The organism is Pseudarthrobacter naphthalenicus, assembly GCF_029076445.1.
Classification (GTDB): Bacteria; Actinomycetota; Actinomycetes; order Actinomycetales; family Micrococcaceae; genus Arthrobacter; species Arthrobacter naphthalenicus.
Genome location: NZ_JARESG010000002.1, coordinates 327192 through 350348 on the forward strand (window position 1 = coordinate 327192; position 23157 = coordinate 350348).

Here is a 23157-nt window from a genome sequence, read left to right on the forward strand (position 1 = left end):
TACGGCTAAGAGTACGACGGGAAGCTGACAATGTCGGCTGCGGGTCCGTCACATCCAGGAGTTGGAGGTCCACCGCCCGGCCGCGGACGTCAGGTCCTGGGGCTGAACCCGGGAATATGGTGGAGCACCACCAACATGAGCCAGGTGGCGAGGATGAACGGCCACGTATAGACAGGCAGCGCGGTCAGGCCCATCACCCAGGCCAGGACCGACGAAACAACAACACCCACCACGGCAGCAACCCAGGGCTGCCAGGTGCCCCGCAGAAAGACCGCAGCCAGGGCAATGGCCGTCAGGACCCCGGAATAGCCCAACAGCCCGTGCGCCAGGGACTGGACATCCGAGCCGGTGGCAAGATCCATGCCCGCCTCCAGGCCGCTGCCCAGCAGTGCAGCCGCGCCCACCTTCCAATGGGCGATAAAAAGCCCCACCAGGATCACGGCGCCGGCCAGGGCGGAGTCCACCAGCACGACTTCTGAAATGTTGCTCAGGATCGCCTGGCCCATGTTGGCCAGGACGTTCTCCGGGACCTCGCCCAGATCGGTGCGCGGCCCGTGCAAGGGGGCATGGACGGCAAAGAGCACCCCGGCGACGATGCAGAACGGCGCGGTGGTCACGGGCAGCGCGTACCGGCGGACGGACGGGTGGTAGAACAGCCAGGCGACGGCAACGGTGACCGGCCCGCAGGCGAGGCCGCCCAGGACGGCGAACGCGGCCGCCGGCCAGGTGAAAGCCAGCGCTGAGAACTGCGCTGCGCCCACCAGGGCCCCGCAATAGCCGTGCAGGCCGTTGCCCAGTTCGCCGAGCCGGCGCCGGCACAGGACACCGCTGAGGGTTGAAAAGAGCAGCCCCAGCACCGCCAGCGCAGCCATCCGCCAGTTCGCGATGGCGAACCCGGCCAGTACCGCCAGGCCCGTCCACACGTTCGCCTGGAAGTAGATCTGGCTCAGGCCGCGGGTGGTGGCGGCAATCCAGCTGAGGCTGGCGACGGATTCCCGGGGCAGATAGACGGAAGTCATCGGGCGTGCCGCCGCCCCCGAAGGACGGCAACCAGCCACACGGCGGCGAACGTGCAAACGAGCGCGAGTCCGCCCTCCCCCAGGTCGATTCCCGCCAGCCAGGCAACGACCGGCTGGTCCAGCCCTGCGGCGTTGACCAGCCCGCCGAGCGTGATGACGGCGATGAACAGGGCGGACAGGGCGGACAGGCCGGTGATGACAGCGTTGAACCCGAGCCGGCGCTGCGGGTTTTCGATGGCGGATTTGTAAAGCCGCATCATGGCGATCCCGTTGATGGAGTCACAGAGGGTCATGGCGGCGGCGAAGGCCAGCGGAATGGCCATCAGGGCAAACGGTGAGACTCCGGCCAGCGTGGCAGAGGTGGTCATGACCAGCAGGCCGATGGTGGTGGCGGTATCGAAGCCTAAACCGAAGAGGAAGCCGATGACGTAGATGTTCCGCGGACGTTCCACCCTGGCCAGGGGCTTGGCCAAAAGCCGGGCCATGAACCCTTTGGCCTCCAGGTCCCCGCTGTGGACCGTCCCTCCCCTGGCCGCCTTCCGGTATACCTGGGCGGCTTTGAGGAAAGCGGAGCCGTTGAAAAGGCCCATGACCAGCAGGAACGTCCCGGAGACCGCGCTTCCGATCAGCCCGAGCACCAGGTTGCCGGCGCTTCCCGCCTCCATCAGCTGCCCCACCAGGGCGACGCCGGACAGCACCAGCAGCCCGGCCAGCATCACCACAGAGCTGTGGCCTAGGCTGAAGGCAAATCCCACGCTGACCGGGTCCTTGTGCTGCGCCACGAACCTGCGGGTGGAGTTGTCTATGGCTGAGATGTGGTCCCAGTCGTAGCTGTGTTTCACCCCCGCGAGGTAGGCGGTGAAGACCAGCCCCAGCGCGAGGGGCCGGGCTGTTGCGGTACCGATCGCCAGCAGCGCCGCGGCGGTGCAGTGGAGCAGGACGACGGCGGCAGCCACCACGAGCATGCGGGTCCTGGCCGGCAGTTGCTCGCGCTGCCGGTACAGGACGGCCACATCACTCAAGGTGGTCATCAGTATTTCCTGAGGTCCATTGGTGCCCGCCCGTACCAGCGTTCGCGCAGCAAGCCGGTGCAGGCCCGGAGGAGCCGGTTGAGTTCCCCTGTGCTGTTGGACAGGGAACGCAGGACGAGCGCCGCAGTGCCCGCCTGCCGGGCGGTCAGCGACACGCCGGTGTGAGCGTCGTGTCCGGCGGCCAGCGCATGGAGGTCGTCGGCGAGCGCCTGGTCCACCCGCGGGTCCACCGCGATCAGGGAGCCCAGGTGGCTGAACCCTTCCATGAAGCCCATCCCGGTGACATCCGCGAGCGGGGGCCGGATGAGCAGGTTGTCCAGCGCGAGCAGCTGCGTGCCGTGGGTGCCGGCCACATGGATTTCGTTCCGGAGCCGCAGTTCCTCGTACTTGAACGAGGACCCGTCAGGTGACCAGCCGGGAGTCACCACCTCGGCCATGATCAGGCTCGACGTCGGGCAGACGGTCACGTGGGTACGTTGCCGGTAGCTGGCCTCCCGGTAGGCGATCAGCTGGTCCGGGGCCAGCTCCAGCTGCGCATTGTCGCCGAGCCGCAAGGTCATCCGCTGCTCGGCAAAAGACCCGGGCGTCCGGTAAACCTTCGTCGCGGACTGTGTGGTCAAAAGCAAAGAAGCCCCCGCCTCCACCTCAACGTCAATAACGAAGAGATCAGCCCCAAGATACGCCCCGCCAGGGTTCACCATGACATAGCAAACCTGCCCGGACTCATCCAGATAGTGCGGCCGCAAAATCCGCAAGGCACCCTGATGGTACTGGCGGGCCGCAACTGAACGTCCGCCGCGATCGGCGACCACCAGCTCCAGCACGCCCATCGGGGGCCGACCGGCGGACGCGGGTGGAAGGGGCCGCGGCGTGGTGGGCACCGCGAAGCGGGCACGGCCCCTTCCACCCGCGGGCGCAGGCCCCGGTGAGATAACCGGATTAGGCGAGTGGGCCGCCGTCGTGCTCACTTGGCCAGGTCGAGCATCAGGACGTCGCGCCGGATCCACTGAATCACGGCGTCGAGCCCTTCGTCGGTTTTGAGGTTGGTGAAGCAGAAGGGTTTGTCGCCGCGGAATTCTTTCGAGTCCCGTTCCATGACGGACAGGTCGGCGCCGACGTGCGGGGCGAGGTCGGTTTTGTTGATGATGAAGAGGTCGGACTTGATCATGCCCTGGCCGGCCTTGCGCGGGATCTTTTCGCCCTGGGCCACGTCGATGATGTAGATGGAAAAGTCAACCAGTTCGGGGCTGAAGGTGGCGGAGAGGTTGTCGCCGCCGGATTCGACGAAGATGACCTGCAGGTCGGGGTGGCGGGCCTTGAGTTCCTTGATGGCCGCGGTGTTCATGGAGGTGTCTTCCCGGATGGCGGTGTGCGGGCAGCCGCCGGTTTCGACGCCGATGATCCGGTCCTCCGGAAGGATTCCGTTGGCCGCCAGGATCTTGGCGTCCTCGATGGTGTAGATGTCGTTGGTGATGGCGGCCATGGAGATCTCGCCGCTCATGTGGCGGGTCAGCCGTTCCACCAGCTGGGTTTTGCCGGCCCCCACCGGGCCGCCGATGCCGATAATGATGGGTTCAGTCATGGTGTCCTCCTGTTAGCTCATGAACATGCGCGCACGTTGCCGCTCATGCCGCATCTGCGAAATTTCCAGTCCGGGGGTCATGGCCCCGAAGTCGTCCGGCGTCAGGTGCCCGATCCGCTCAACTGCGGCAGCGACGTCGTCGGCCGCTCTCCCCAGCAGCCGCTGCCCGGCGTTCTGGCCGAGCGGAATGGCCCGCACCGCGTTCTGCGTCAGCGACGTGACCGCGGCGAAAAGGTACGCGGCGAGCGCCTCCGCCAGCGGCACACCCAGGGAACGGGCGACGACGGCGAACGCCAGCGGCTGGTGGCCTGCGGCGCGGCCGGTGCTCACCAGGCCGGTGTACTCCGCCAGCCCGGGCGACGGAAAGACCTGGCCGCCGATCTCCAGCAGCCGGCCGCCCATGGTGATGCTGGCCTCACGCACCTGCCGGGGCAGGAGCTGTGCCGTGAGCACGGGATCCAGTTCCGCCACGGGTGTTCCGTCGTAGAGGAGGCGGATGGCCATCCCGTCCGAGTAGGTCAGCTGCTGCCCCACAAAGGCGGAGAGCCAGCGCCCGAACGAATCGGCGTCGTGGATCAGCCCGCGCTCGATGTACCCCTCGAACCCGAGCGAGTGCGCGAACGCCCCGGTGGGAAGTGCGGAGTCCGTCAGCTGCTGGAGCCCGAGCTGGTAGCTAGTGCGAGTGTTCGGCATGGCGGAAAGGAACAGGCATGACCCGTTCCTGCCGGTTGTAGGGAACCCCGACGTGCTTGAGGTAGTCCTCCACGGTGTGGTCGTAGGCGCAGACCATGACCTCGGCCCCGTACTCCGAGGACGAGTCGAAGAACTGGGCCTGCAGGTGCCGGTTGCCCAGCGAGTGCGCCACTACCCCCATTTCGTGGATGGACCGCGGCGCGATGACCAGGACATCGGTGGGCAGGACGGAGACCACGATCATGTTGGTGTCCGCCACGTGCAGGATGTCGCCGTCGCGCAGGTCCGCAGACCCTGCGGGCAGGCGGATGCCGAGCTCCTTGCCGTGGTCGGTGGTGACGCGCTGGATCCGTTTGACCAGCTCGGCGCTGGGCAGGACCACCTTCTCCCGGTGCAGGCCCGCGTACTCCCCCGCGTCCGGCGGCAGATCGTGCAGGTTGCCCAGGACTTTTTCGATAATCACAAAGCCGCTCCTAGAAGAGGAAGTAGCGCTGGGCCATGGGCAGTTCGTCGGACGGCTCGCAGGTGACATCCTCGCCGTCCACCGTCACCTTGTATGTCTCCGGGTCCACCTCGATGTCCGGCGTGGCGTTGTTGTGCTTCAGGTCCGCCTTGGTCAGGGTGCGGATGCCGGAAACCGGGCGGATGACCCGCTCCAGTCCGAGCTCTTCCGGCACGCCGGCCTCGATCGCCGCCTTGGACAGGAACGTGATGGAGGACTTTTGCAGGGCCTTGCCCAGGGTGGCGTACATGGGCCGCATGGTGCGGGGCTGCGGGGTGGGGATGGAGCCGTTGGAATCGCCCATCAGCGCGTAGGCGATCTGGCCGCCCTTGAGGACCACTTCGGGCTTGACGCCGAAGAACGCCGGATCCCAAAGCACCAGGTCCGCGAACTTGCCCACTTCGATCGAGCCAATGGCGTCCGCCATGCCCTGCGCGATGGCCGGGTTGATGGTGTACTTCGCGATGTAGCGCTTGAGCCGGAAGTTGTCGCTCTCGGCCCCGGCACCGTTCCCGGCACCGTGCTCGCCGGCTGCGCTTTCCCCCCGCGGGTCCTTCAAAACGCCGCGCTGCCGCTTCATCTTGTCCGCCACCTGCCAGGTGCGGGTCACCACTTCGCCCACACGGCCCATGGCCTGCGAGTCGGAGGAGGTGATCGCGAAAATGCCCAGGTCCTGCAGGACGTCCTCGGCGGCGATGGTCTCGGCGCGGATGCGGGAATCGGCGAACGCCACGTCCTCGGGGATGGCCGGGCTGAGGTGGTGGCACACCATCAGCATGTCCAGGTGCTCTTCGATGGTGTTCCGCGTGTAGGGCAGGGTGGGGTTGGTGGACGCGGGCAGGACGTTGGGCAGGCCGGCGATCTTGATGATGTCCGGCGCGTGGCCGCCGCCGGCGCCTTCGGTGTGGAATGTGTGGATGACGCGGCCATCGATGGCCCGGATGGTGTCCTCCACGAAGCCGCACTCGTTCAGGGTGTCGGTGTGGATGGCCACCTGGACGTCGTACTCGTCGGCGACCTTCAGCGACGTGTCGATCGAGGACGTGGTGGCGCCCCAGTCCTCGTGGACTTTGAGCCCGATGGCCCCGGCCCGGATCTGCTCGGCCAAAGGCTCGACGGCGGACGCGTGGCCCTTGCCGAAGAGGCCCACGTTGATGGGAAGCCCCTCGATGGCCTGCAGCATGCGCTGGATGTGCCATTTGCCCGGGGTGATGGTGGTGGCTTTGGTGCCGTCGGCCGGGCCGGTGCCGCCGCCCACCATGGTGGTGATACCGCTGCACAGTGCGGTGGGGACCTGGTCCGGGGAGATGAAGTGGATGTGGGTGTCGATGCCGCCGGCGGTGAGGATCTTCCGCTCCCCGGCGATGATCTCGGTGCTGGCCCCGATCACGATGTCCACGCCGTCGGTGATCTGGGGGTTGCCGGCCTTGCCGATTTTGACGATATGGCCGTCTTTGAGGGCGACGTCCGCCTTGTAGATGCCCGTGTAGTCCAGGATGATCGCGTTGGTGATGACGGTGTCCGGGACCTCTTCGTCCCGGGTGACCTGGCCGTTCTGGCCCATGCCGTCACGGATCACCTTGCCGCCGCCGAACACCACTTCCTCGCCGTAGACGGTGAGGTCCTTCTCGATCTCTAGGAACAGTTCAGTGTCAGCCAGCCGGATGGCATCTCCCGTGGTGGGGCCGTACAGGTCCGCGTACTGCTTGCGGGGAATTTCAAGGCTCATTTGCGGGCTCCTTGGTTCTGGGAGAGGGGGCCGTTGACGGCGTTGCTGAGCCCGTAGACCTCGCGGTTGCCTGCCAGTTCAATCAGCCGGACCGGCCTGCTGTCGCCGGGCTCGAACCGGGCGGCGGTGCCTGCCGGGATGTCCAGCCGGCGGCCGTAGGCGGCCGCGCGGTCAAAGTCCAGGGCGGCGTTGGCTTCGGCGAAGTGGTAATGCGAACCGACCTGGATGGGCCGGTCTCCGGTGTTGGTGACATGGACGTCAATGGCGTCCCGTCCCGCGTTGAGCGTCACCGGTTCGGAATTGAGGACGTATTCTCCGGGGATCATGGACGGGCTCCTATCGGATGGGATCGTGAACGGTGACGAGCTTGGTGCCGTCCGGGAAGGTCGCTTCGATCTGGACATCGTGGATCATCTCGGGCACCCCTTCCATGACGTCGTCGCGGGTGAGCAGCGTGGTGCCGTAGCTCATCAGGTCCGCCACGGTCCGGCCGTCGCGGGCCCCTTCGATCAGTTCGTAACTGATCAGGGCAACAGCCTCGGGGAAGTTCAGCTTCAAGCCCCGGAACTGCCGGCGACGGGCCAGATCGGCGGCAACAACGATCATGAGTTTTTCCTGCTCACGAGGCAAAAGATGCATTGCTTCTCCTTCACGAAAAGGTCAGGGCCGCGGAAAACCGGACGTCAGATCCTCCGTGCTTGGAACAGCCGGGGACGAGCGGAGCAGCCTTTACGGTTATATGCCTCAAAGCCGGGCGCAGGCAATGATCGTGGTGGTGTGTTTGGATCCTCCGTGAAACCTGATGGCCAGCTGTGAAGAGCTTGAATGCCGCTTGGCAGGGGTCTCACGAGGGGTCTCACGGGGGTGCACCGGGAGCGGCCGGTCACTTTTCCCGTCAGCCCATGGGGGGATTCAGGCCGTACCGGGCGATGATGCCCGGCAGCCATGGCGCCTCGCCAAACTGGAGACCGTATTCAGCGGCGAGTTTGCCGATGGCTTCAGGGTCCGGTGGACCGCCGGATTCAAGCTGATCGGCCAGCCCCCAGAAGAAATGCTCGAACCCCGCAGGACTGATCACTTCGATCATCCGCGCGGGAACTTTGCCGGCGTTCCACATGGTGTGCAGCTCGCCGCGTGGCTTGGTGATGTAGCCGCCGGCGCCCAGGACCGCCTCCCGCTCACCGGAGCGGAACCCGATTTCGCCTTCGAGGACGATCGAGTACTCATCCTCGCGCGTGTGCTTATGCGGTGGAACGAGGGCCCCTACCGGGAAGGGATGCTCCACGATGGAGATCTGTTCGTTGGTATGTTCGCCGAACAGTTTGAAGACAACCCCGATTGTTCCAAGGCTGCCGTGGCGTCCTTTTCCTGGCTGCACGACAGTGAGCCGTGGAGCCTCTTCAGCGCTCATGACATCCCACCTTTTCTTATTCGATATACACTTGTGTACATCGAATTATCCAGCCGCGACAGGACGGGTGTCAACAGTTTGAGTGAACAGGGCCGTTCAACCAAAGCCCGCCGGTACCAGATGAATAAGCGTGCCGAGCAGGTGGAAACCACGCGCCAGCGGATCGTGGACGCAGCGGTGGCACTGCACGGGTCAGTCGGCCCCGCCAAGACCACCATTGCGGGCGTGGCCGAGCAGGCGGGGGTGACGCGCCTGACGGTCTACCGGCATTTTGCGGACGACGCAGCGCTGTTTTCCGCCTGCTCCTCGCACTGGCTCTCCCAGCAGCAGCTGCCGGATCCCGCCGCCTGGTCCGAGCTCACGGACCCGCTCACGCGCCTGCACGCCGGCCTGGCCGACCTTTACCGGTTTTATCGCGACGGCGAGCCGATGCTCAGGCGCATCTATGGCGATTGGGCCGCCCTTCCGGAAGGCCACCGCTCAGACCTCGCCCAGCGCAACAACTTCTTCCGCGACCGGCTTCTGGAGCCGTTTCCGGAACCGGACAGCGGCCGGTTACGCGCCGTCGTCGCGCATTCCGTTTCTTTCTGGACGTGGCGGTCTCTCTGCCACGACAACGGACTTTCCAATGACGACGCCGTCCAGGCCATGACGGGGCTGGCAGCAATGACGGCAGGCCTGCAGCAGCCCTGCTGAAGGTGCCATGCGCTACTTGAGGCTGAGGACCTCGTCGATGGGGCGGCCGTTGACGAACACCCGGGCGCTGGTGGCGGCGGACGCGGCCATGGCGGTGTACTCCAGCTGGGCCTTCGCGCGCGGGATGTCGCACTCGCCCCCCAGCATGAACTGCCCGGAAAGGTAGATGGTGATGGTGCTGCCGTCCAGTTCGCCGCCGAGGTAGGTCAGGCTCGACTGGTACAGCACGTTCACCAGCCCGGACATGCCGACGTCGCGGTTCTTGTTCGCGAGCAGGGCGCCAATACTGGGGCCCACCTCGTCCCGGAAGCGGACCGGGGCGGTGGTGGTGGCCACCAGGCTGTCGCCGCAGCCGATCTTCGGCCCCGAGGCGCCGTTGTCACCGACGGCGACGTAGTAGACCGTCAGCGGGGCCACCTGCTCCGGGAACCCCGTGAAGGTGGGCTCCGGAGCGGGTTGCGGGCTCTCTGAAGGGCCGGCGGGCGGGCCTGCGGGGGCGGACGACGGCGGTGCGGTGGCCGTGGGGGAAACGGTCGCCGGGGCGCTGGTCGCCGCCGTCGGGCCCGCCGTGGTGCCCGGCGCCGCGGACGGGGTTGCCGACGCAGCGGGGGCCGGGGAGCTGCTGGTGGGTGCCGGGGCCGGCGGACCGAAGCAGCCCGCGAGCGCAAACAGCGCGCCAACCGCCAAAACGCTGAGTGCGGACAGCCTGGGCCTGGTCATGATGCCCCCTTGGACGCGGGCCCGGTTCGGTGGACCCTGCTTTCAAGTTACGCCGCAGGGGGCCTCCCAAACAGGGACTTAAGTCCGGCCGCCGGAGCCGGGGCGGGGCTTGTCCGGCATGGCCTGGCTCAGGAGGCTGGTGAGGCCCGGGCTGACGTGCTGGCCCGTATCGCCATGGCGGTGGGCCAGCCGCCACTCCCCGTTTTCCCGGCGGTAGATGTGGGTGACCCGGACCAGTTCCTCTTCCAGCGGGCCGCCATCCACGGAGACGGCCGATCTTTCGTAGCCCACCGTGTACGCGAGGTCACCGCTGACATCGGCGGCCACCAGTTCGTAGACCACGGGCGTTCCGTCAGCAAACCGGGCGGACACCCAGCGGAACGTAGCACTGACGTCCACCCAGCCGCTCTTCCCGGGCGCGACAGCCGGGAAAAGTGTGGTGGGACCGTCCTCGGACAACAGCCCGATCAGCGGGCCGGGATCGCCGCGATGGATGGCGCTCGCGGCAAGTTCATGCCGTGCCACAAGGCTGGAGATGGTGCTTTCCTTGTCTGCCATGACCGCCTCCGGGGTCCGCTGGATCGCCTGATTCAGTCACCGTAGGATCAGCCGAACCAGGGGTCAAGGCCGGCCGCGGACTGTCCGCCGGCGGCCGGCTGTGGCCGCCGCGGAACGCTCACCGGCCCAAAATGAACCTGCCGCAATGGAGGGCCGGGAGGCTAAAATGGAGCATGTTGGTCTTCCCAGCCATCGGGCTCCTGCTTTGGGTTGCGTTCCTCTTTGTTGTGATGGTGCTGGCCGGCGTTGTCTGGGCCGCATCCAGGCTGGCGCTCGCTCTGGCCAGCTTCCTCCAGCGCCCCGTTCAGGGGCCAGTCGCCGCCGGCCTGCGGACCCCGCCGCAGGTCCCGCACCCTCTCCCCCGCCACCATCTCCCCCGCCAAGGTCCGCCACCGGCCCTGTTGCCCAACCGGGACCGGACTCCGCCGCCGGTCCACACCACGTCCCAGGCCCGGGCGCAGGCGGATATCTGGCCCAAGTGGACCCCGGCTCATCGGCGCTATGTAGACGAAGAGTTAGCGCTCTGGCAGGAGCAGTTCGACGCACTGAGCTCCCGTAGGTAGGGCCGCCGGTCCGCTCGTCACCACCCACGGCGGTGCTCACCGCGCGGTGGCCGGTGGGGCGGCATGACAGTAGCCGCCCCCTGGTGCAGCGGAGCGGCTACTGCTGGCAGTTCGGGTCACACTGCGCCGGGTGACGCCGACGGGAACCGCATGTTCAGCGCTTCGCGTAGTCGGCGAATCCCTGCCAGTCGATGACCACACAGGGCTCGTCTCCCACCACCCAGGCGTCATGCCCGGGTGCCATGATGCCGAAGTCGCCGGCGCTGTATTCCATCTCCTCGCCGTCGTCCATGACCACTTTCATCCGGCCCGAAACGAAGTACCCCATGTGGGATGCCTGGCAGCTCTCTGTTTTGGCGATCGGCTTGACGTGTTCGGACCAGCGCCAGCCGGGCAGGAACGTGGCGCGCCCAACGGCGCCCTTGTCGACGTTGACGAGTTGAAGCTGGCCGGTGTCACCTTCGAAGGGTCGGGTCTCCTCGGGCGAGTCCAGGCTCATGCGAACTAGATTTGGCATTTCATCTCCTATGGACGGTGATGCTCTTGAGCTGATTGGACGCCGGCGGGGCCTCGATGCCCACGGCGGGGAAGGAGATGAAACCCCGCCAGTGAGGCAATTCTCCGCCTGCGCCCGGACCCCCGCAAGAACTTTCTGGAACGGCCGCTGCAGTCGCGCAAGGCCCGGTCAGCAGCGAGCCGCCGAGCTTTTCTGCGGGACGGTCACGTGTTGAGGCTGTTGGCGGTCACTTCGAATTCCTCTACCGAGACGATGTGCGTCTTGTCCGCCTCGCTGGTCTCCTCGCGGATCCTGGTGGCGTCCTGCCGGGTGGCAACCATCGATTCCTCGGTGTCCCACAGCGTGATGGAGAGTGCTTTGTCGGATTCCTTGCTGTTCAGGTAGTAGATTCCCTTGCACCCCGGAAGCTGGAGCACCCTGGTGATGATTTCCTCCGTCGGTGCGTTCCTGAGCGTGTTGGGGCTGGTCTGGTACGTGCTGATTCTGGCGAACATCGAACTTTTCTCCGTTCTGGCTGGATGTATATCGGGTCACACTATTTATGGCTGGGCAACCTCGTCGACGGGACGGTTGAAAACCGGCGTGCCTACGGATGCACCAGCACCTTCACCGCGGTGTCCTTGTGGTTGATCAGGGTGTCGAAGCCCTGCTCCACCAGGTCATCCAGCGCGATCCTGCCGGTGATGAACGGCTTCAGGTCCACCTTGCCTTCCTGCACCATCTTGATCACGGCCGGGTGGTCGCGGACGTAGGCGATGGTGCCGCGGAGATCGATCTCCTTCAGCACCAGCTTCTGCATGTCCACGGTGGCCGGAGCACCCCAGATGGACACGTTGACCACCACGGCACCTGGCCGGACGGCGTCGAGCATGGTGTCCAGCACGGCGTTCACGCCGGCGCACTCAAACGCGACGTCGGCACCGGTTCCGCCGGTGAGCTCGCGTACCCGCGCGGGGACGTCCTCCTGGCTGGGATCCAGGACGTGGTCTGCCACCCCGCTGGAGACAGCCTTCTCTTTGCGAGCCGCGGTGAGCTCGCTGATGATGGTGGTCACGCCCATGCCCTTCAGGACCGCGGCAGTGAGCAGCCCGATGGGCCCGGACCCGCCCACCAGAGCGACATCGCCGGCCTTCGCGCCGCTGCGGGCCACCGCGTGGTGCGCCACGGACAGCGGTTCAATCAGGGCCGCCTCGTCCAGCGGAATGCCCCCGATCGGGTGCACCCACCGCTTGTCCACCACGATCTTTTCGCTCAGGCCGCCACCGCCGCCGGAAAGCCCGATGAAGCCCATCTGCCGGCAGAGATGGTAGCTGCCCGCCTGGCACATGTCGCAGTCGCCGTCCACGAAATAGGGTTCGACGACGACGTTGTCGCCCACCGCGAGCCCCTCCACCCCGTCGCCGACCTCGGTGACAGTCCCGGAGAACTCGTGCCCCAGGGTCACCGGTGACTCCTCGCCGGAGAGGGGGTGCGGATGCCCCGGCGCCGGGCAGAAGATGGGTCCTTCCAGGTACTCGTGCAGGTCAGTTCCGCAGATACCGCACCACGCGACGTCGATCTTCACTGCCCCTGCCCGGAGTTCCGGTTCCGGAATGTCCTCGATGCGGATGTCCTTGCGGGCATGGAAACGTGCTGCCTTCATGATGAGCCTTTCGGTGGAATGGATATTCCTGCCCGCGCCCGGGTCCTCAGGGGCGGCCCGGCCACGTCCGAACATCCTTGCACCAGGGCGGGAGGTCCGGTAGGGACCTTCGGCTGTGGCCGGGGAGAGCAGCCGGCCTCTTGGGGACCCCGAAACAAACCCCTGTGCCTGGTGTGCGCCGTGTAACTTGGTCATTACCTTCCCCGGCCTGAGGACGCCCATGAATAACGCCCCCACCACGCGCTCGTACAGCCTGCAGCGCGAATGGTCCCGGGCGTTCACGTACATGCTGGTGGCCTTGCTGATCGGCGCCGTGGTCACCATCGCCGGTGTCCGGCTGGTGGTCAACGAGATGAAGGGCGCCGCCGGGAGCCTGAAGGCCGAGTACGGCAGCGTCAACGAGCTGACCGCCGCCCTGGACGTTCACGAGCAACTGGGACACCGGCTGATCGAGGCAAAGCCCGTGGATGGAACCGCATTCGCCGGCGCACAGGAAGACGTGGAGGAGCTCTTCAAAGCAGCAGCCGCCGCCGGCGCCGGGAACATAAGCCGGACCGCCGCGCTGGAGCAGGCACACCGGGACTGGCAGGCAAGCCTCGAGCAAAGCGGTCTCCGGGGCGCGCAGGCACCGGGGCTGACGGGAAACCGCGTGGCCGATGCGACCGCCCTGATGGAAGCGAGTACGAACGTGCGCCGGCAGCTGGCCGCCATCCAGGCGTCGTCGGTGGACGGACTGGACCGGGGGCTGGTGGACACGAGCTTCTTCGAGGACCTGCTGTTCGTGGCCAGGTGGGTGCTCCTGTTGGTGGCGGTGGGCGGCACACTCTACCTCCGCCGTCGGATGGTCAAGGACCTCATCCGTCCGCTCAACAGCCTGCACCGCGGGGTCCGGAACCTGGAGGCGGGAGACTACAGCCACCGCCTGTCCGTGGCCCGCCGGGACGAGCTCGGCGAAGTGGCGGTGGCGTTCAACGGGATGGCCGCCGCGCTCCAGGACAGCCACGAAATACTGACCTACCGTGCCACGCACGATGACCTCACCGGGCTCGCCAACCGGGCGGCCCTCACCGAGCGGCTGGCGGCGTCATTCAGCCAGGACAAGCAGGCCCGGACGCGGAATGAGGGCCTGCTTTTCATCGACATCGATGACTTCAAAGACGTCAACGATTCGCTGGGCCACGAGGGCGGCGATGCGCTGCTGGTCCAGCTGGCCGAGCGGATCCGTTCCAGCGTCCGCAGCGGGGACCTGGTGGCCCGGCTGGGAGGTGACGAGTTCGCCGTCGTCGTGATGGATAACGACGACGGCACTCCCACAACGGGGCCCGTCGCCGAACGCATCTACGAGGCACTGAGCGAGCCGTTTGTGATCGGCGGCCGGCCGCTGCGCGTCTCGCTGAGCATCGGTGCCGCACAGCGGACACCGGAGACCGCGGACGTCAGGGAACTGCTGCGGCAGGCGGATTCGGCGATGTACCGCGCGAAGCATGGCGGCAAGGCCAGGTACGAGGCCTTCGATACCCTGGGCGGGTAAGCCGGCCGGGGCCCGGTGTCCGGTTCTTTCACCCTGCGGGCACACGCCACTTCTACGGAACGCCGGCTGCCCGTTCCGCCTCAGCCAGGGTCTGCGAAAACCTGTCCACAGCCAGCCTGTAAGCGGCCCCATTGCCTATGGCCCTCTCGTAATCGGCATTGTGCATGGCCCGGATCATGGCCGCGGTGGCCGGCAAGGAGACATCGGACATGGCGGGGTAATCGAACTGCAACTGCGGGTCCACCTCATAGGTGAGCCACCGCCGCTTCAGCAGATCGTGGCGGTCGGCGGTCCGCCCGTATTCGTGGACATCGGCGAGGGACAAGTGCGCCAACATCCCGGCGTCCGTGCCTGCGGCCCGGGACACTGCCCGGGCTCCCTCAGACTGCCGGCCAAGGGCCTCTTCGGTCCCCAACTCCAAGGGGGTGACGCCCTTCTGGATGAACTGGACGTTGTACTGGTAAGCCCGGATCTCCTCCGGCGTCATGTAGTCCAGTTCGCCGGGACTTTTCCGGGCCACCGGCCTGAAGCCGTAGCGGCTCGCCACGCTGCTGCGAGGGACCGGGAAGAGGTACTTGCCGCCGAAATAGCCGATGGCGATGGCAATCCAGAACGTCCAGGTTGGAAAGTCCAGCCATGACGCCACAACAGCTGCACCCACGGTGCAGGCGGCATGGCCACGCGAAAAGAGCACCTTTGTCTTGCCGAGCCGGTACACACGGCGGGGACGGTCCAGCTGCTTCTCGTGGAATGCCTTGAGCGGTGCAGTCCATTCACCGGCGTTGCTCACCAGTCACTCTCCTCTGTCATGGTGACGGCGACATTACCGTCGGGCGCTGACATCGGTCGCGTGCTGCTCGGCCTGGCCGCGGGCAAACCCGGACACCGGTGTAGGACTTGACCGGTACGGCCCCCCTCGCCAAAGATACCCTTTCGGCCTGTGGAGGCGCATCGACAGCTCTTGTCACGCAGTTAACCAGCCATTCATATCCTCCTCAGAACCTGTCCAACCGGTGTCCGTACCGTCGAACCCATGGATAACATTTCACGCAGGTCCCTGCTCACCGCCGGCCTCGGGGCCGGTCTCGTCGCCGCCTGGCCGGGTGCCGCCGTCGCGGTTTCAACCGCGGACGACGCCGGTCTCCGCACCGATCCGTTCATGCTCGGCATCGCCTCGGGCGAGCCGTGGCCGGACGGCTTCGTCATCTGGACGCGCCTCGCACTGAACCCTGTGGCCGGGGACGGCCTGGGCGGCATGCCCGCACGCAACGTCGCCGTCGCCTGGGAAGTGGCTGAAGACGCAAGCATGCGCACGGTAGTAGCCCGCGGCGTCGAGCAGGCCCGGATCGAAACCGCGCACTCGGTGCACGTGGAGCTGACGGGACTCCGCCCGGGCCGCGAGTACTTCTACCGGTTCCGCACCGGCAAGCACGTCAGCCCGGTGGGCCGCACCCTCACCAGCCCGGCGCTGCACGAGACGCCGGCCGCGCTGGCCATGGCCTTCGCCAGCTGCGCGCAGTACGAGCACGGCTACTTCACTGCCTATTCGCGGCTGGCGCAGGACCACCCGGACCTGGTGCTGCACCTGGGCGACTACCTGTACGAGTACAAAAAGGACAGCTACGTGATCGGCGGCGGGAACCCGCGGGACCACGAAGGCCCGGAGACCGTCAGCCTCGCGGGCTACCGGCAGCGGCACGCGCAGTACAAGGCCGACGCCGATCTGCAGGCCGCGCACGCCGTCGCACCGTGGCTGGTGGTGTGGGACGACCACGAAGTGGACAACAACTGGGCGGACGAGGTCCCGGAAAACGCGGACGCCGGGCAGCTGAACGACACCACCGAACACTTCCGGCAGCGCCGCGCCGCCGCGTTCCAGGCGTACTACGAGAACATGCCCCTGCGCGCGTCATCGGTCCCGGCGGGTGCCGACATGAAGATTTACCGGACTTTGCAGTGGGGCCAGCTGGCCAACTTCCACATGATGGACACCCGGCAGTACCGCGACGACCAGCTCGCGGGTGACGGCTGGAAGAAGAACGTGGCCGGGCGTCTGGCCGAGGACCGCACCATCACCGGCGCCGAGCAGGAAAAGTGGCTGCTGGACGGCTTCAGGAACTCCACCCAGCGGTGGGACATCCTGGGCCAGCAGGTCTTCTTCACCGAGCGCGACCGGAACGCCGCACCGGAGATCGACGACGTCTCCATGGACGGCTGGGACGGTTACGCCGCCTCGCGCCGCCGCATCACCCAGGGCTGGGTGGACGCGAAGGTGCGCAACGCCGTCGTCCTCACCGGCGATGTGCACCGCAACTGGGCCAACGACGTCAAGGTGGACTACAAGGACCCGGCCTCCCCTGTGGTGGGTTCCGAGCTGGTCTGCACCTCCATCACCTCCACCGGCAACGGGTCAGGTTCAACCACCGACCCCGTCATGGCCTGGAACCCGCACCTGAAGTTCTACAACGACAACCGCGGGTACGTGAACACGCGCATCACCAGGGACGCGATGACCGCGGACTTCCGGACCCTGGACTACGTCACGACGCCGGGCGCTCCCGTTTCGACAAAGGCCTCGTTTGAGATCCGGGACGGGGCGCCGGGGCTGGTGGCCAAGTAAAACCTGCCGACGCTCCCTGCGTTGCGTCTGTCGAAGTCCGTTTCGACAGACGCCGAAACCCCCGGCCGAGTTTGCTCGGCCGGGGGTTTCGCTGCGTGCAGCCAAGGTGAGCGAGGGTTCCCTGAAAACCCGCATTAAGTGAGAGAGCGTCCTCTGAAAACCCATGCAGGTAGTCATTATCGACAGAAACAAGGTCGAACTCTTGACTTATGGACATCATGTGGCGTTCCATAGAAGAAATCAGCAATGATGTGGGTCACAGAGGTAATAGATCGACATCACACCTGAGCCAATCCCGAAACCCCTAGGAGTGCGGATGCACCGCTTCGCCGTCGACCCGGGTTCGACTGACATCAGCCCCGTGTCTTTCCACCCTGTTCTCTGGATCTGCGCCGCCGCCGTGTTCGCGGTCATCGTGCTCCAGTCCGTGATTTACCTGCGGGCCATCCGCAAGGCCGCCGGCTCGGTCAACCTGACGGACGAGCAGGTCATCGGCTCGGTCCGCCGCGGCGGCATCGCCGCGATCGGCCCCTCGCTCGCCGTCGCCCTCGTGGCCGTCTCGCTCCTGCCGCTCTTCAGCACCCCGGCCGTCCTGACCCGGATCGGCCTGGTGGGCTCCGCGGCGTTCGACGTCGCCGCGGCCGGCTTGGCGGCCCAGTCCCAGGGCGCCCAGCTCGGCGGCCCCACCTACACACAGAAGGTCTTCGCCATCGGCTTCGCGGCCATGACCCTCGGCGGCCTGGTGTGGATGCTCACCGCGCTCATCCTCACCCCCATCCTGGCCAAGGGCGACAAGACGCTGCGCAAGGTCAACCCCGCCGTCATGACCGTGGTCCCCACGGCAGCGATCCTCGCCGCGTTCTTCACCCTCGCGTTCGCCGAGACCACCAAGTCCGGCGTCCATATCCTCACGCTGCTCGTCTCGGCGGTGGTCATGGGCCTGTGCATCGCCGCCGCGAAATTCTTCGACAAGCCCTGGCTGCGCGAGTGGGGCCTGGGCATCGCCATCTTCGTGGCCCTCGCCGCCGCCTTCATCGTCACCGCCAAGTAGCCCAGGAGAACCTCATGTCCTCTAAGACCGCATCCCTCGACGGGCTCGCCCAGTTCGAGCGCACCACCTCCATCTGGGGCCCCATCACCCTGGGGCTCGGCTTCCTCGTCTCCCTCGCCGCCGCGCTCTTCGCCGCGTTCGGCACCGGCCTCGGCATCACCGGCCAGGAGGTGTGGACCGCGTTCGGCATCGTCTTCGCAACGTTCGGCATCATCGCCGTCGTGGAGCCGATCTCCTACTACCCCATCCTCGGCCGCTCCGCCATGTACCAGGCGTTCATGATCGGCAACATCGCCAACAAGCTGCTCCCGTCCGCAATCATCGCCCAGACCGACCTCGGCGAGAAGCCGGGCACGCGCCGGGCCGAGCTCATCGCCGGCGCCGCGATCATCGGCGCGGCAGCCGTCCACATCCTCTCGCTCATCGTCTTCGTGGGCTTCCTCGGCACCTGGCTCCTGGGTGTCCTGCCGCCAGGGCTCATCGCCGTGGCCCGCCTCTACATCCTCGCCGCGGTCTTCGGCGCCGTGACGGTCCAGGCCGTGGTGGCCATGAAGAACCCCCGGACCACCATCATCGCCGCCGTGGTCTCGGCCATCGTGGTCTTCGGCGTGATCCGGATCGCCCCGGCGCTGACCAACTATGCAACCGCGGTTTCCGTGGTCGCCGTGATCCTCGTGGCCTGGTTCGCACGGAACCGCAGCGTGGAGCCCGCATCATCCGAGGCGCCGTCCTCCATCGGACACTAAGCCCGCAGGCAGAACCGCAGCCCGCAGAGCAGCACCGAACCTGACTGACCCGAAAGGCCACCATGACTGACACCGCCACCACCACCACCCTTGCCAAGGGCATTGAGGTCCCCGCGGGCTTCGTCGCCGAGCACGTCGCTATGTACAAGGAGTACCACCGGGCACCCGAGCTGTCCTCGGAGGAACACCGGACCGCTGAGGCGATCGAGGCCCGGCTGACCGAGCTGGGAGTTGAGCATTTCCGCTCCGGCGGGACCGGCGTCGTCGGCCTCCTGACCAACGGCGAGGGGCCCGTGGTCGGCTTCCGCGCGGACACGGACGGCCTGCCCATCGAGGAGGCCACCGGCCTGGACTACGCGAGTACCGCCACGGGCACCCTGCCCGACGGCAAGGAAGCGCCCGCCATGCACGGCTGCGGGCATGACACCCACATCACCGCAGCCCTCGCGGCCGCCGCGTACCTCACCGCCAACCGCGAGAAGTGGCACGGCACCGTGGTGTTCCTCTTCCAGCCCGGCGAGGAGACCGCGTGGGGTGCCAAGGCAATGGTCGACGACGGCCTCTGGGACCGCGCGCCGCGCCCCGAGGTGGTCCTCGCCCAGCATGTGATGCCCGTGGAGGCGGGAAAGTTCTGGCTGCGTGCCGGGAACATGGCCAGCCTCGCCGATTCGTGGCGGATCACCGTCCGCGGCCGCCAGGCCCACGGGTCCCAGCCGGAGAAGTCCCTCGACCCGATCGTCGCCGCGGCCTCGATGGTCCTGCGCCTGCAGACCATCGTCTCCCGCGAGCTCGCCCCCATCACGCCGGCCGTCGTGACCGTGGGGACGTTCCACGCTGGCCTGAAGGAAAACATCATCCCGGAGACCGCCGAATTCTCCGTCAATGTGCGCACCCCCGACGAGGACGTCCGTGCCCACGTACTGGGCTCCATCCGCCGCATTGTCGCCGCCGAGGCCGCCGCCTCCGGCATTGGTGAGCCGGCGATCGTGGAGATCAACCGTTTCCCGCGCCTCTTCAACGACGCCGAGCACACCGCGCGGGCCGCGGCGGCGCTGACGGCCGGGTTCGGGCCGGACGCCGTGGTCGAGTCGCCGCTGGGCATGGGCTCGGAGGACGCCGGCTGGCTGGGCGACGCGATCGGCGTTCCCGTCGTGTTCTGGGCCTTCGGCGCGTTCCCGGCCGCGGCGTTCGCGGACGGCCAGGCCCCGGCCGGCAACCACTCCCCCCAGTTCGCGCCCAACGCCGAGCTCGCCGTGGTCAACGGCACCGGAGCGGCGCTGGCGGTGCTGCTGGAGTACCTGGGCAACTAGCCAAGCGCACGACGGCGGGTTCCCACCCGCCGTCGTGCGTTCGCCTTTAAACGGTGCCTGCCAGGAGCGATGGCCCGGGCATGGAAGGATGAAGCGCATGCTCGATGACCTCGACCGCCAGATTGTGGCAGCCCTTGTACGCAACGGCCGCGCGCCCTGGCGGCTGATTGCGGAGGTGCTTGGGCAGCAGGAGCGCACGGTGGCGCGCCGGGGCAACCGGCTCCTCGCATCCGGGGCGGTGCGCGTGCAGTCTTTCCCGAGTCCTGCCGCGCTGGCGCCCGTGGACCTTTACATGCTCCGCGTGACCGCCGCGCCGTGCGCAATCACGACGGCGGGGACCTGGCTCGCCGGGCGGCCCGAGACGCACTGGATCAGCGCGCTGTCCGGGTCGAGCGAGTGCATCGTGGAGCTTTTCCTCGAACGGGACGCCGTGGGCGCATTCCTGTACGGCGAGCTGGCCGCGCTCGAGGGCGTGCGGGACCTCTCGCTTGAGCCGATCTTCGAGTACTACCGCACCGTTTCGGGCTGGCGTCCGGACGTCCTGACCCTGGAGCAGTACGAGGCGCTGAGCCCCTCCGAACACCCGCAGTTCGCCGCGCAGTATATGGAGCTCGGGATGCAGCCCCTGGATGAGCCGAACCGCGCCCTCGCCGAGCTCCTGCGTGCCAACGGCCGGATCACCATCGAGGAGCTGGCCGCCGGGCTGGGGGTGTCCAAGGCCACCGCGAGCCGGCGGCTGGAGACGCTCATTGCCGACGGTGCCGTGTACGTGCGGGCGGTCCTGGACCCGGCGTCGATCGGATATCCGGTGGAGGGCCTCCTGACCGTCCGCGCCGAAGCCTCCGCGCTGGACGCCGCCGGACGGTACATTGCGGACCTGCCGGCGACGCGCTGGGCCGCCAACGTTTCGGGCCGCATCCTCGTCCAGACCGCCACCCGGAGCCTTGCGGAGCTGCACGCGGTGATGCAGGGAATCGCTGCGCATCCCGGCGTGACCGGTGTGGACCTCTCGCTGTTCACCGGGATCTTCAAGCGCAGCACGGTTGCCTACCTGAACGGGAAGCTGCCGCAGGTTGGAGTCGCGGCCGGGGCCGGGGCCGGGGCCGGGAAATAGGGTGCTTGCGCCCGGGGGTTCCCGGCCCTTGGAGGGTGTGGCCTTCGGAACTAGATGTCGCTCCGGGGCCGCTTCACCACACGGCGCGGCTCGCCGCTGCGCAGGTGGCCGCCCAGGAAGCCGCTGACCAGCAGCAGCAGGGCTCCGGCCCGTGCCAGGCCGACCCCCAGCTCGTGGCGGCCGCTTTCACGGGCCGCCCAGGAGGCAGCGTAGACAAGAACGGCCGCGCCATTGGCGGCGGCGTGGACAAGGCCGACGCGCTTGGTGCCCTGGTCCTTCATGCTCCACTGGGCCCAGCCGGCGACGGCAGTGGGAACTGCTGTGATGACGCCCGCAGCCACCAGCCGCTTTGCCGCGAGCCGCGAGCTGTCGTCGTTGTAGAAATCGAGGAATATGGCCGACCACCAGGTGCCAAAGGGTGCATCGGTCAGGATGCTGTGCACAGGGGTGCCGGTGGCGTCGCCCCGGAAGAAGCTACGCATTCCGGGCCGTGCTGTCAGGCGTCCCGCAACAGGCTCGATTGTTTTGACGAGGCCGCCCAGGGGCAGCTCTTCGATCCGGCCAAGGAGCCGGGCGTAACGTCCGCCGCTGCCGGCGTTGGCAGCTACGGACAGGCCGGACGGATTCGGGAGCTTCTCCGTCGTAAAAGCATCAGGTTCGTTGGATGAGGCGTGCATGCAGCCCAAAATACTCCCGGCACCCGGCAATTGCACCGCCTAATTTCTTTGGAAATCCGCAGGCGCCGGTGCACCCCGGCCGTCGGCCGGAAGGAATGCCTAGCGGCCCGAATCCTCGTTGTGTTTCGCCGGCCGGTACCCTGCGAGTTCCGCGCGGACGTCGCCCTCTTCGTGCTCGTGACCGCTCTTCTTGCCGAAGGGAAGCACTTTGAGCAGCGGGACCACGATGGCCATGACTGCGAGGCCCCAGATGATGCCCAGGACCGCGGAGCACAAGGTGTTCACGAGCCAGCCCAGGAAGCTGCCGGCCACCGGGACCGCGGCGGCCGGTGCCTCGAGGACATGGACCAGGTCGTAGGGTGCGTGCCAGCCGAGGTCGTACGCCCCCTGCAGCATGATGTGGCCGCCCACCCAGAGCATGGCGACCGTCCCGATCAGGGTGATGGCGGTCAGCACGGCGGGCATCCCCTTGACCAGGAGCTCGCCGAACCGCTGCGTACGCGCGGAATCCTTGGTGGTCAGGTGCAGGCCGACGTCGTCCATCTTGACGATGAGCGCGACGGCGCCATACACGAGCACGGTGATTGCCACAGCCACGATGACCAGGATGAACGCCCGGACCCAGATGGACTCGGTGGCCACCTCGTTCATGGAGATGACCATGATCTCGCAGGACAGGATGAAGTCGGTGGTGATGGCGCCCTTGACCACCTTGGCTTCGGCGTCCGGGCCCCGCTGGACCGCGGGCGCCTTTTCGTCCGAATGGTCTCCCCGGAGTTTGTGCCAGACCTTCTCCGCGCCCTCGTAGCAAAGGTAGGTGCCGCCGGCCATGAGGATGAACGGGATGGCCCACGGGAGGAAGGCGCTGACCAGCAGCAGCGCCGGCAGGATGAACAACAGCTTGTTCCGGAGCGAGCCCCAGAAGATCCGTTTGATCATCGGCAGTTCCCGGGACGGGTCCGCGCCTGACACGTACTGCGGGGTGACGGCGGCGTCGTCGATCACCACGCCGGCGGCCTTGGCCCCGGCCTTCGCGGCTCCGGCGGCGACGTCGTCCACCGAGGCGGCCGCGATCCGGGCCAGGGCTGCGATGTCGTCCAGCAGTGCGACCAGACCGCCGCTCACTGGTCGATCCCGCGCTGGTTAAGGATGGGCTGCTGGGCATGGAGGCCTCGGTGGAGGCGCGTGATCGGCATGCTCAGATTATACGGTGGGCCCCAAGCAGCGGTGGGCCCCGATGAACGGTGGGGCCACAGCCGTCAGGTGAGAGAGCGTCCGGGAAAAACGCGCATTAACTGAGAGAGCGTCCGGGAAAAACCCCTCTGCGTCAGGCTGGTTGTGAGTCAGTCAGTGATTGAAGAGGAATGGGAGCAGCTATGACTGTTGGCCCGCGAGGTATTAGCCGCGATGAGATTCGGGAGTTGGTGCATCAGTATTACGTGCAG

General features: G+C 67.1%; 26 protein-coding genes. 8 read left to right on the forward strand and 18 right to left on the reverse strand.

The features are described from left to right. Positions 1–89 precede the first annotated feature (89 nt). The 10 genes from PY310_RS03510 to PY310_RS03555 form a co-directional block, all read right to left on the reverse strand. Positions 90–1019, reverse strand: coding sequence for an urea transporter (locus tag PY310_RS03510; protein WP_275212778.1), 930 nt, complete (start codon positions 1017–1019; stop codon positions 90–92). Then, on the reverse strand, positions 1016–2050 hold the full coding sequence (locus PY310_RS03515; protein WP_275212779.1) for a HoxN/HupN/NixA family nickel/cobalt transporter: 1035 nt from the start codon (positions 2048–2050) through the stop codon (positions 1016–1018). The genes PY310_RS03510 and PY310_RS03515 overlap by 4 nt, the downstream gene beginning before the upstream one ends. Further along, positions 2050–2880, reverse strand: a complete 831-nt coding sequence (locus tag PY310_RS03520) for an urease accessory protein UreD (RefSeq protein WP_275212781.1) — start codon at positions 2878–2880, stop codon at positions 2050–2052. Before PY310_RS03520 ends, PY310_RS03515 begins: the two co-directional genes overlap by 1 nt. Positions 2881–3014: 134 nt before the next feature. Beyond that, entirely contained in the window at positions 3015–3632 is a 618-nt protein-coding gene (gene ureG / locus PY310_RS03525; RefSeq protein WP_275212782.1) for an urease accessory protein UreG, read from the reverse strand. A 12-nt stretch (positions 3633–3644) separates the two neighbouring features. Next, on the reverse strand, positions 3645–4325 hold the full coding sequence (locus PY310_RS03530) for an urease accessory protein UreF (RefSeq protein WP_275212783.1): 681 nt from the start codon (positions 4323–4325) through the stop codon (positions 3645–3647). Next, positions 4306–4788, reverse strand: a complete 483-nt coding sequence (gene ureE / locus PY310_RS03535) for an urease accessory protein UreE (protein ID WP_275212784.1) — start codon at positions 4786–4788, stop codon at positions 4306–4308. Before ureE ends, PY310_RS03530 begins: the two co-directional genes overlap by 20 nt. Positions 4789–4798: 10 nt before the next feature. Next, entirely contained in the window at positions 4799–6556 is a 1758-nt protein-coding gene (ureC, locus tag PY310_RS03540) for an urease subunit alpha (protein ID WP_275212785.1), read from the reverse strand. After that, positions 6553–6882 carry an urease subunit beta gene (locus tag PY310_RS03545; RefSeq protein ID WP_275212786.1) on the reverse strand — a complete coding sequence of 110 codons (330 nt, stop codon included), beginning with the start codon at positions 6880–6882 and terminating at the stop codon, positions 6553–6555. The genes ureC and PY310_RS03545 overlap by 4 nt, the downstream gene beginning before the upstream one ends. A 10-nt stretch (positions 6883–6892) precedes the next feature. After that, positions 6893–7195, reverse strand: coding sequence for an urease subunit gamma (locus tag PY310_RS03550; RefSeq protein ID WP_275212788.1), 303 nt, complete (start codon positions 7193–7195; stop codon positions 6893–6895). 256 nt (positions 7196–7451) lie between these two features. Then, positions 7452–7967, reverse strand: a complete 516-nt coding sequence (locus tag PY310_RS03555) for a cupin domain-containing protein (protein WP_275212789.1) — start codon at positions 7965–7967, stop codon at positions 7452–7454. Positions 7968–8087: 120 nt separating this feature from the next. Between PY310_RS03555 and PY310_RS03560 the strand changes: the two genes are divergently transcribed. Further along, a complete protein-coding gene (locus PY310_RS03560) occupies positions 8088–8663 on the forward strand; it encodes a TetR/AcrR family transcriptional regulator (RefSeq protein ID WP_275212790.1) in 576 nt (191 codons plus the stop codon). Between the two features lie 12 nt (positions 8664–8675). Here the strand turns inward: PY310_RS03560 and PY310_RS03565 are convergent, their stop codons facing one another. Then, entirely contained in the window at positions 8676–9383 is a 708-nt protein-coding gene (locus PY310_RS03565; protein WP_275212791.1) for a hypothetical protein, read from the reverse strand. Between the two features lie 78 nt (positions 9384–9461). Then, positions 9462–9941, reverse strand: a complete 480-nt coding sequence (locus PY310_RS03570) for a YybH family protein (RefSeq protein ID WP_275212792.1) — start codon at positions 9939–9941, stop codon at positions 9462–9464. 173 nt (positions 9942–10114) lie between these two features. Here PY310_RS03570 and PY310_RS03575 point away from each other — a divergent pair, with 173 nt between their 5' ends. After that, positions 10115–10504: a hypothetical protein gene (locus PY310_RS03575; RefSeq protein ID WP_275212793.1), complete on the forward strand. Its 390-nt coding sequence runs from the start codon at positions 10115–10117 to the stop codon at positions 10502–10504. 154 nt (positions 10505–10658) lie between these two features. On the opposite strand, the gene PY310_RS03580 is transcribed toward PY310_RS03575, so the two are convergent. The 3 genes from PY310_RS03580 to PY310_RS03590 form a co-directional block, all read right to left on the reverse strand. Then, positions 10659–11021 carry a cupin domain-containing protein gene (locus PY310_RS03580; RefSeq protein ID WP_275212794.1) on the reverse strand — a complete coding sequence of 121 codons (363 nt, stop codon included), beginning with the start codon at positions 11019–11021 and terminating at the stop codon, positions 10659–10661. Positions 11022–11224: 203 nt separating this feature from the next. Next, a complete protein-coding gene (locus tag PY310_RS03585) occupies positions 11225–11515 on the reverse strand; it encodes a hypothetical protein (protein ID WP_275212795.1) in 291 nt (96 codons plus the stop codon). A gap of 92 nt (positions 11516–11607) precedes the next feature. Then, positions 11608–12663: a 2,3-butanediol dehydrogenase gene (locus PY310_RS03590; protein ID WP_275212796.1), complete on the reverse strand. Its 1056-nt coding sequence runs from the start codon at positions 12661–12663 to the stop codon at positions 11608–11610. A gap of 220 nt (positions 12664–12883) precedes the next feature. On the opposite strand from PY310_RS03590, the gene PY310_RS03595 reads away from it, so the two are divergent. Continuing rightward, positions 12884–14194 (forward strand): diguanylate cyclase domain-containing protein, encoded by a 1311-nt coding sequence (locus PY310_RS03595; protein WP_275212797.1) that lies wholly within the window; start codon positions 12884–12886, stop codon positions 14192–14194. Between the two features lie 52 nt (positions 14195–14246). Here PY310_RS03595 and PY310_RS03600 read toward each other — a convergent pair whose 3' ends face one another. Continuing rightward, a complete protein-coding gene (locus PY310_RS03600; protein ID WP_275212798.1) occupies positions 14247–14984 on the reverse strand; it encodes a hypothetical protein in 738 nt (245 codons plus the stop codon). A 243-nt stretch (positions 14985–15227) separates the two neighbouring features. Between PY310_RS03600 and PY310_RS03605 the strand changes: the two genes are divergently transcribed. The 5 genes from PY310_RS03605 to PY310_RS03625 all read left to right on the forward strand — a co-directional run bounded on the left by PY310_RS03605 (position 15228) and on the right by PY310_RS03625 (position 21035). Continuing rightward, on the forward strand, positions 15228–16814 hold the full coding sequence (locus tag PY310_RS03605) for an alkaline phosphatase D family protein (RefSeq protein ID WP_275212799.1): 1587 nt from the start codon (positions 15228–15230) through the stop codon (positions 16812–16814). A gap of 316 nt (positions 16815–17130) precedes the next feature. Further along, positions 17131–17865: a DUF5058 family protein gene (locus tag PY310_RS03610; protein ID WP_275212800.1), complete on the forward strand. Its 735-nt coding sequence runs from the start codon at positions 17131–17133 to the stop codon at positions 17863–17865. A gap of 14 nt (positions 17866–17879) precedes the next feature. After that, complete coding sequence (locus PY310_RS03615; RefSeq protein ID WP_275212801.1) at positions 17880–18611, forward strand: hypothetical protein; 732 nt, start codon at positions 17880–17882, stop codon at positions 18609–18611. A gap of 62 nt (positions 18612–18673) precedes the next feature. After that, positions 18674–19921 (forward strand): amidohydrolase, encoded by a 1248-nt coding sequence (locus tag PY310_RS03620; protein ID WP_419095444.1) that lies wholly within the window; start codon positions 18674–18676, stop codon positions 19919–19921. A gap of 97 nt (positions 19922–20018) precedes the next feature. Next, positions 20019–21035, forward strand: a complete 1017-nt coding sequence (locus PY310_RS03625) for an Lrp/AsnC family transcriptional regulator (protein ID WP_275212802.1) — start codon at positions 20019–20021, stop codon at positions 21033–21035. Between the two features lie 50 nt (positions 21036–21085). Here PY310_RS03625 and PY310_RS03630 read toward each other — a convergent pair whose 3' ends face one another. Further along, complete coding sequence (locus tag PY310_RS03630) at positions 21086–21712, reverse strand: DUF2231 domain-containing protein (RefSeq protein WP_275212803.1); 627 nt, start codon at positions 21710–21712, stop codon at positions 21086–21088. 99 nt (positions 21713–21811) lie between these two features. Next, positions 21812–22837: a DUF808 domain-containing protein gene (locus tag PY310_RS03635; protein ID WP_275212804.1), complete on the reverse strand. Its 1026-nt coding sequence runs from the start codon at positions 22835–22837 to the stop codon at positions 21812–21814. Positions 22838–23157: the final 320 nt, after the last annotated feature.

What these genes read in the sequence shown, in the direction of transcription:
- PY310_RS03585 (WP_275212795.1), bottom strand. Translation starts at nt 11,515, where the DNA reads ATGTTCGCCAGAATCAGCACGTACCAGACCAGCCCCAACACGCTCAGG.
- PY310_RS03610 (WP_275212800.1), top strand. Translation starts at nt 17,131, where the DNA reads ATGCACCGCTTCGCCGTCGACCCGGGTTCGACTGACATCAGCCCCGTG.
- PY310_RS03565 (WP_275212791.1), bottom strand. Translation starts at nt 9,383, where the DNA reads ATGACCAGGCCCAGGCTGTCCGCACTCAGCGTTTTGGCGGTTGGCGCG.
- PY310_RS03620 (WP_419095444.1), top strand. Translation starts at nt 18,674, where the DNA reads ATGACTGACACCGCCACCACCACCACCCTTGCCAAGGGCATTGAGGTC.
- PY310_RS03615 (WP_275212801.1), top strand. Translation starts at nt 17,880, where the DNA reads ATGTCCTCTAAGACCGCATCCCTCGACGGGCTCGCCCAGTTCGAGCGC.
- PY310_RS03605 (WP_275212799.1), top strand. Translation starts at nt 15,228, where the DNA reads ATGGATAACATTTCACGCAGGTCCCTGCTCACCGCCGGCCTCGGGGCC.
- PY310_RS03555 (WP_275212789.1), bottom strand. Translation starts at nt 7,967, where the DNA reads ATGAGCGCTGAAGAGGCTCCACGGCTCACTGTCGTGCAGCCAGGAAAA.
- ureC (WP_275212785.1), bottom strand. Translation starts at nt 6,556, where the DNA reads ATGAGCCTTGAAATTCCCCGCAAGCAGTACGCGGACCTGTACGGCCCC.
- PY310_RS03625 (WP_275212802.1), top strand. Translation starts at nt 20,019, where the DNA reads ATGCTCGATGACCTCGACCGCCAGATTGTGGCAGCCCTTGTACGCAAC.
- PY310_RS03510 (WP_275212778.1), bottom strand. Translation starts at nt 1,019, where the DNA reads ATGACTTCCGTCTATCTGCCCCGGGAATCCGTCGCCAGCCTCAGCTGG.
- PY310_RS03545 (WP_275212786.1), bottom strand. Translation starts at nt 6,882, where the DNA reads ATGATCCCCGGAGAATACGTCCTCAATTCCGAACCGGTGACGCTCAAC.
- PY310_RS03515 (WP_275212779.1), bottom strand. Translation starts at nt 2,050, where the DNA reads ATGACCACCTTGAGTGATGTGGCCGTCCTGTACCGGCAGCGCGAGCAA.
- PY310_RS03570 (WP_275212792.1), bottom strand. Translation starts at nt 9,941, where the DNA reads ATGGCAGACAAGGAAAGCACCATCTCCAGCCTTGTGGCACGGCATGAA.
- PY310_RS03575 (WP_275212793.1), top strand. Translation starts at nt 10,115, where the DNA reads ATGTTGGTCTTCCCAGCCATCGGGCTCCTGCTTTGGGTTGCGTTCCTC.
- PY310_RS03550 (WP_275212788.1), bottom strand. Translation starts at nt 7,195, where the DNA reads ATGCATCTTTTGCCTCGTGAGCAGGAAAAACTCATGATCGTTGTTGCC.
- PY310_RS03630 (WP_275212803.1), bottom strand. Translation starts at nt 21,712, where the DNA reads ATGCACGCCTCATCCAACGAACCTGATGCTTTTACGACGGAGAAGCTC.
- PY310_RS03520 (WP_275212781.1), bottom strand. Translation starts at nt 2,880, where the DNA reads ATGGGCGTGCTGGAGCTGGTGGTCGCCGATCGCGGCGGACGTTCAGTT.
- PY310_RS03590 (WP_275212796.1), bottom strand. Translation starts at nt 12,663, where the DNA reads ATGAAGGCAGCACGTTTCCATGCCCGCAAGGACATCCGCATCGAGGAC.
- PY310_RS03595 (WP_275212797.1), top strand. Translation starts at nt 12,884, where the DNA reads ATGAATAACGCCCCCACCACGCGCTCGTACAGCCTGCAGCGCGAATGG.
- PY310_RS03560 (WP_275212790.1), top strand. Translation starts at nt 8,088, where the DNA reads ATGAATAAGCGTGCCGAGCAGGTGGAAACCACGCGCCAGCGGATCGTG.
- PY310_RS03580 (WP_275212794.1), bottom strand. Translation starts at nt 11,021, where the DNA reads ATGCCAAATCTAGTTCGCATGAGCCTGGACTCGCCCGAGGAGACCCGA.
- ureG (WP_275212782.1), bottom strand. Translation starts at nt 3,632, where the DNA reads ATGACTGAACCCATCATTATCGGCATCGGCGGCCCGGTGGGGGCCGGC.
- PY310_RS03530 (WP_275212783.1), bottom strand. Translation starts at nt 4,325, where the DNA reads ATGCCGAACACTCGCACTAGCTACCAGCTCGGGCTCCAGCAGCTGACG.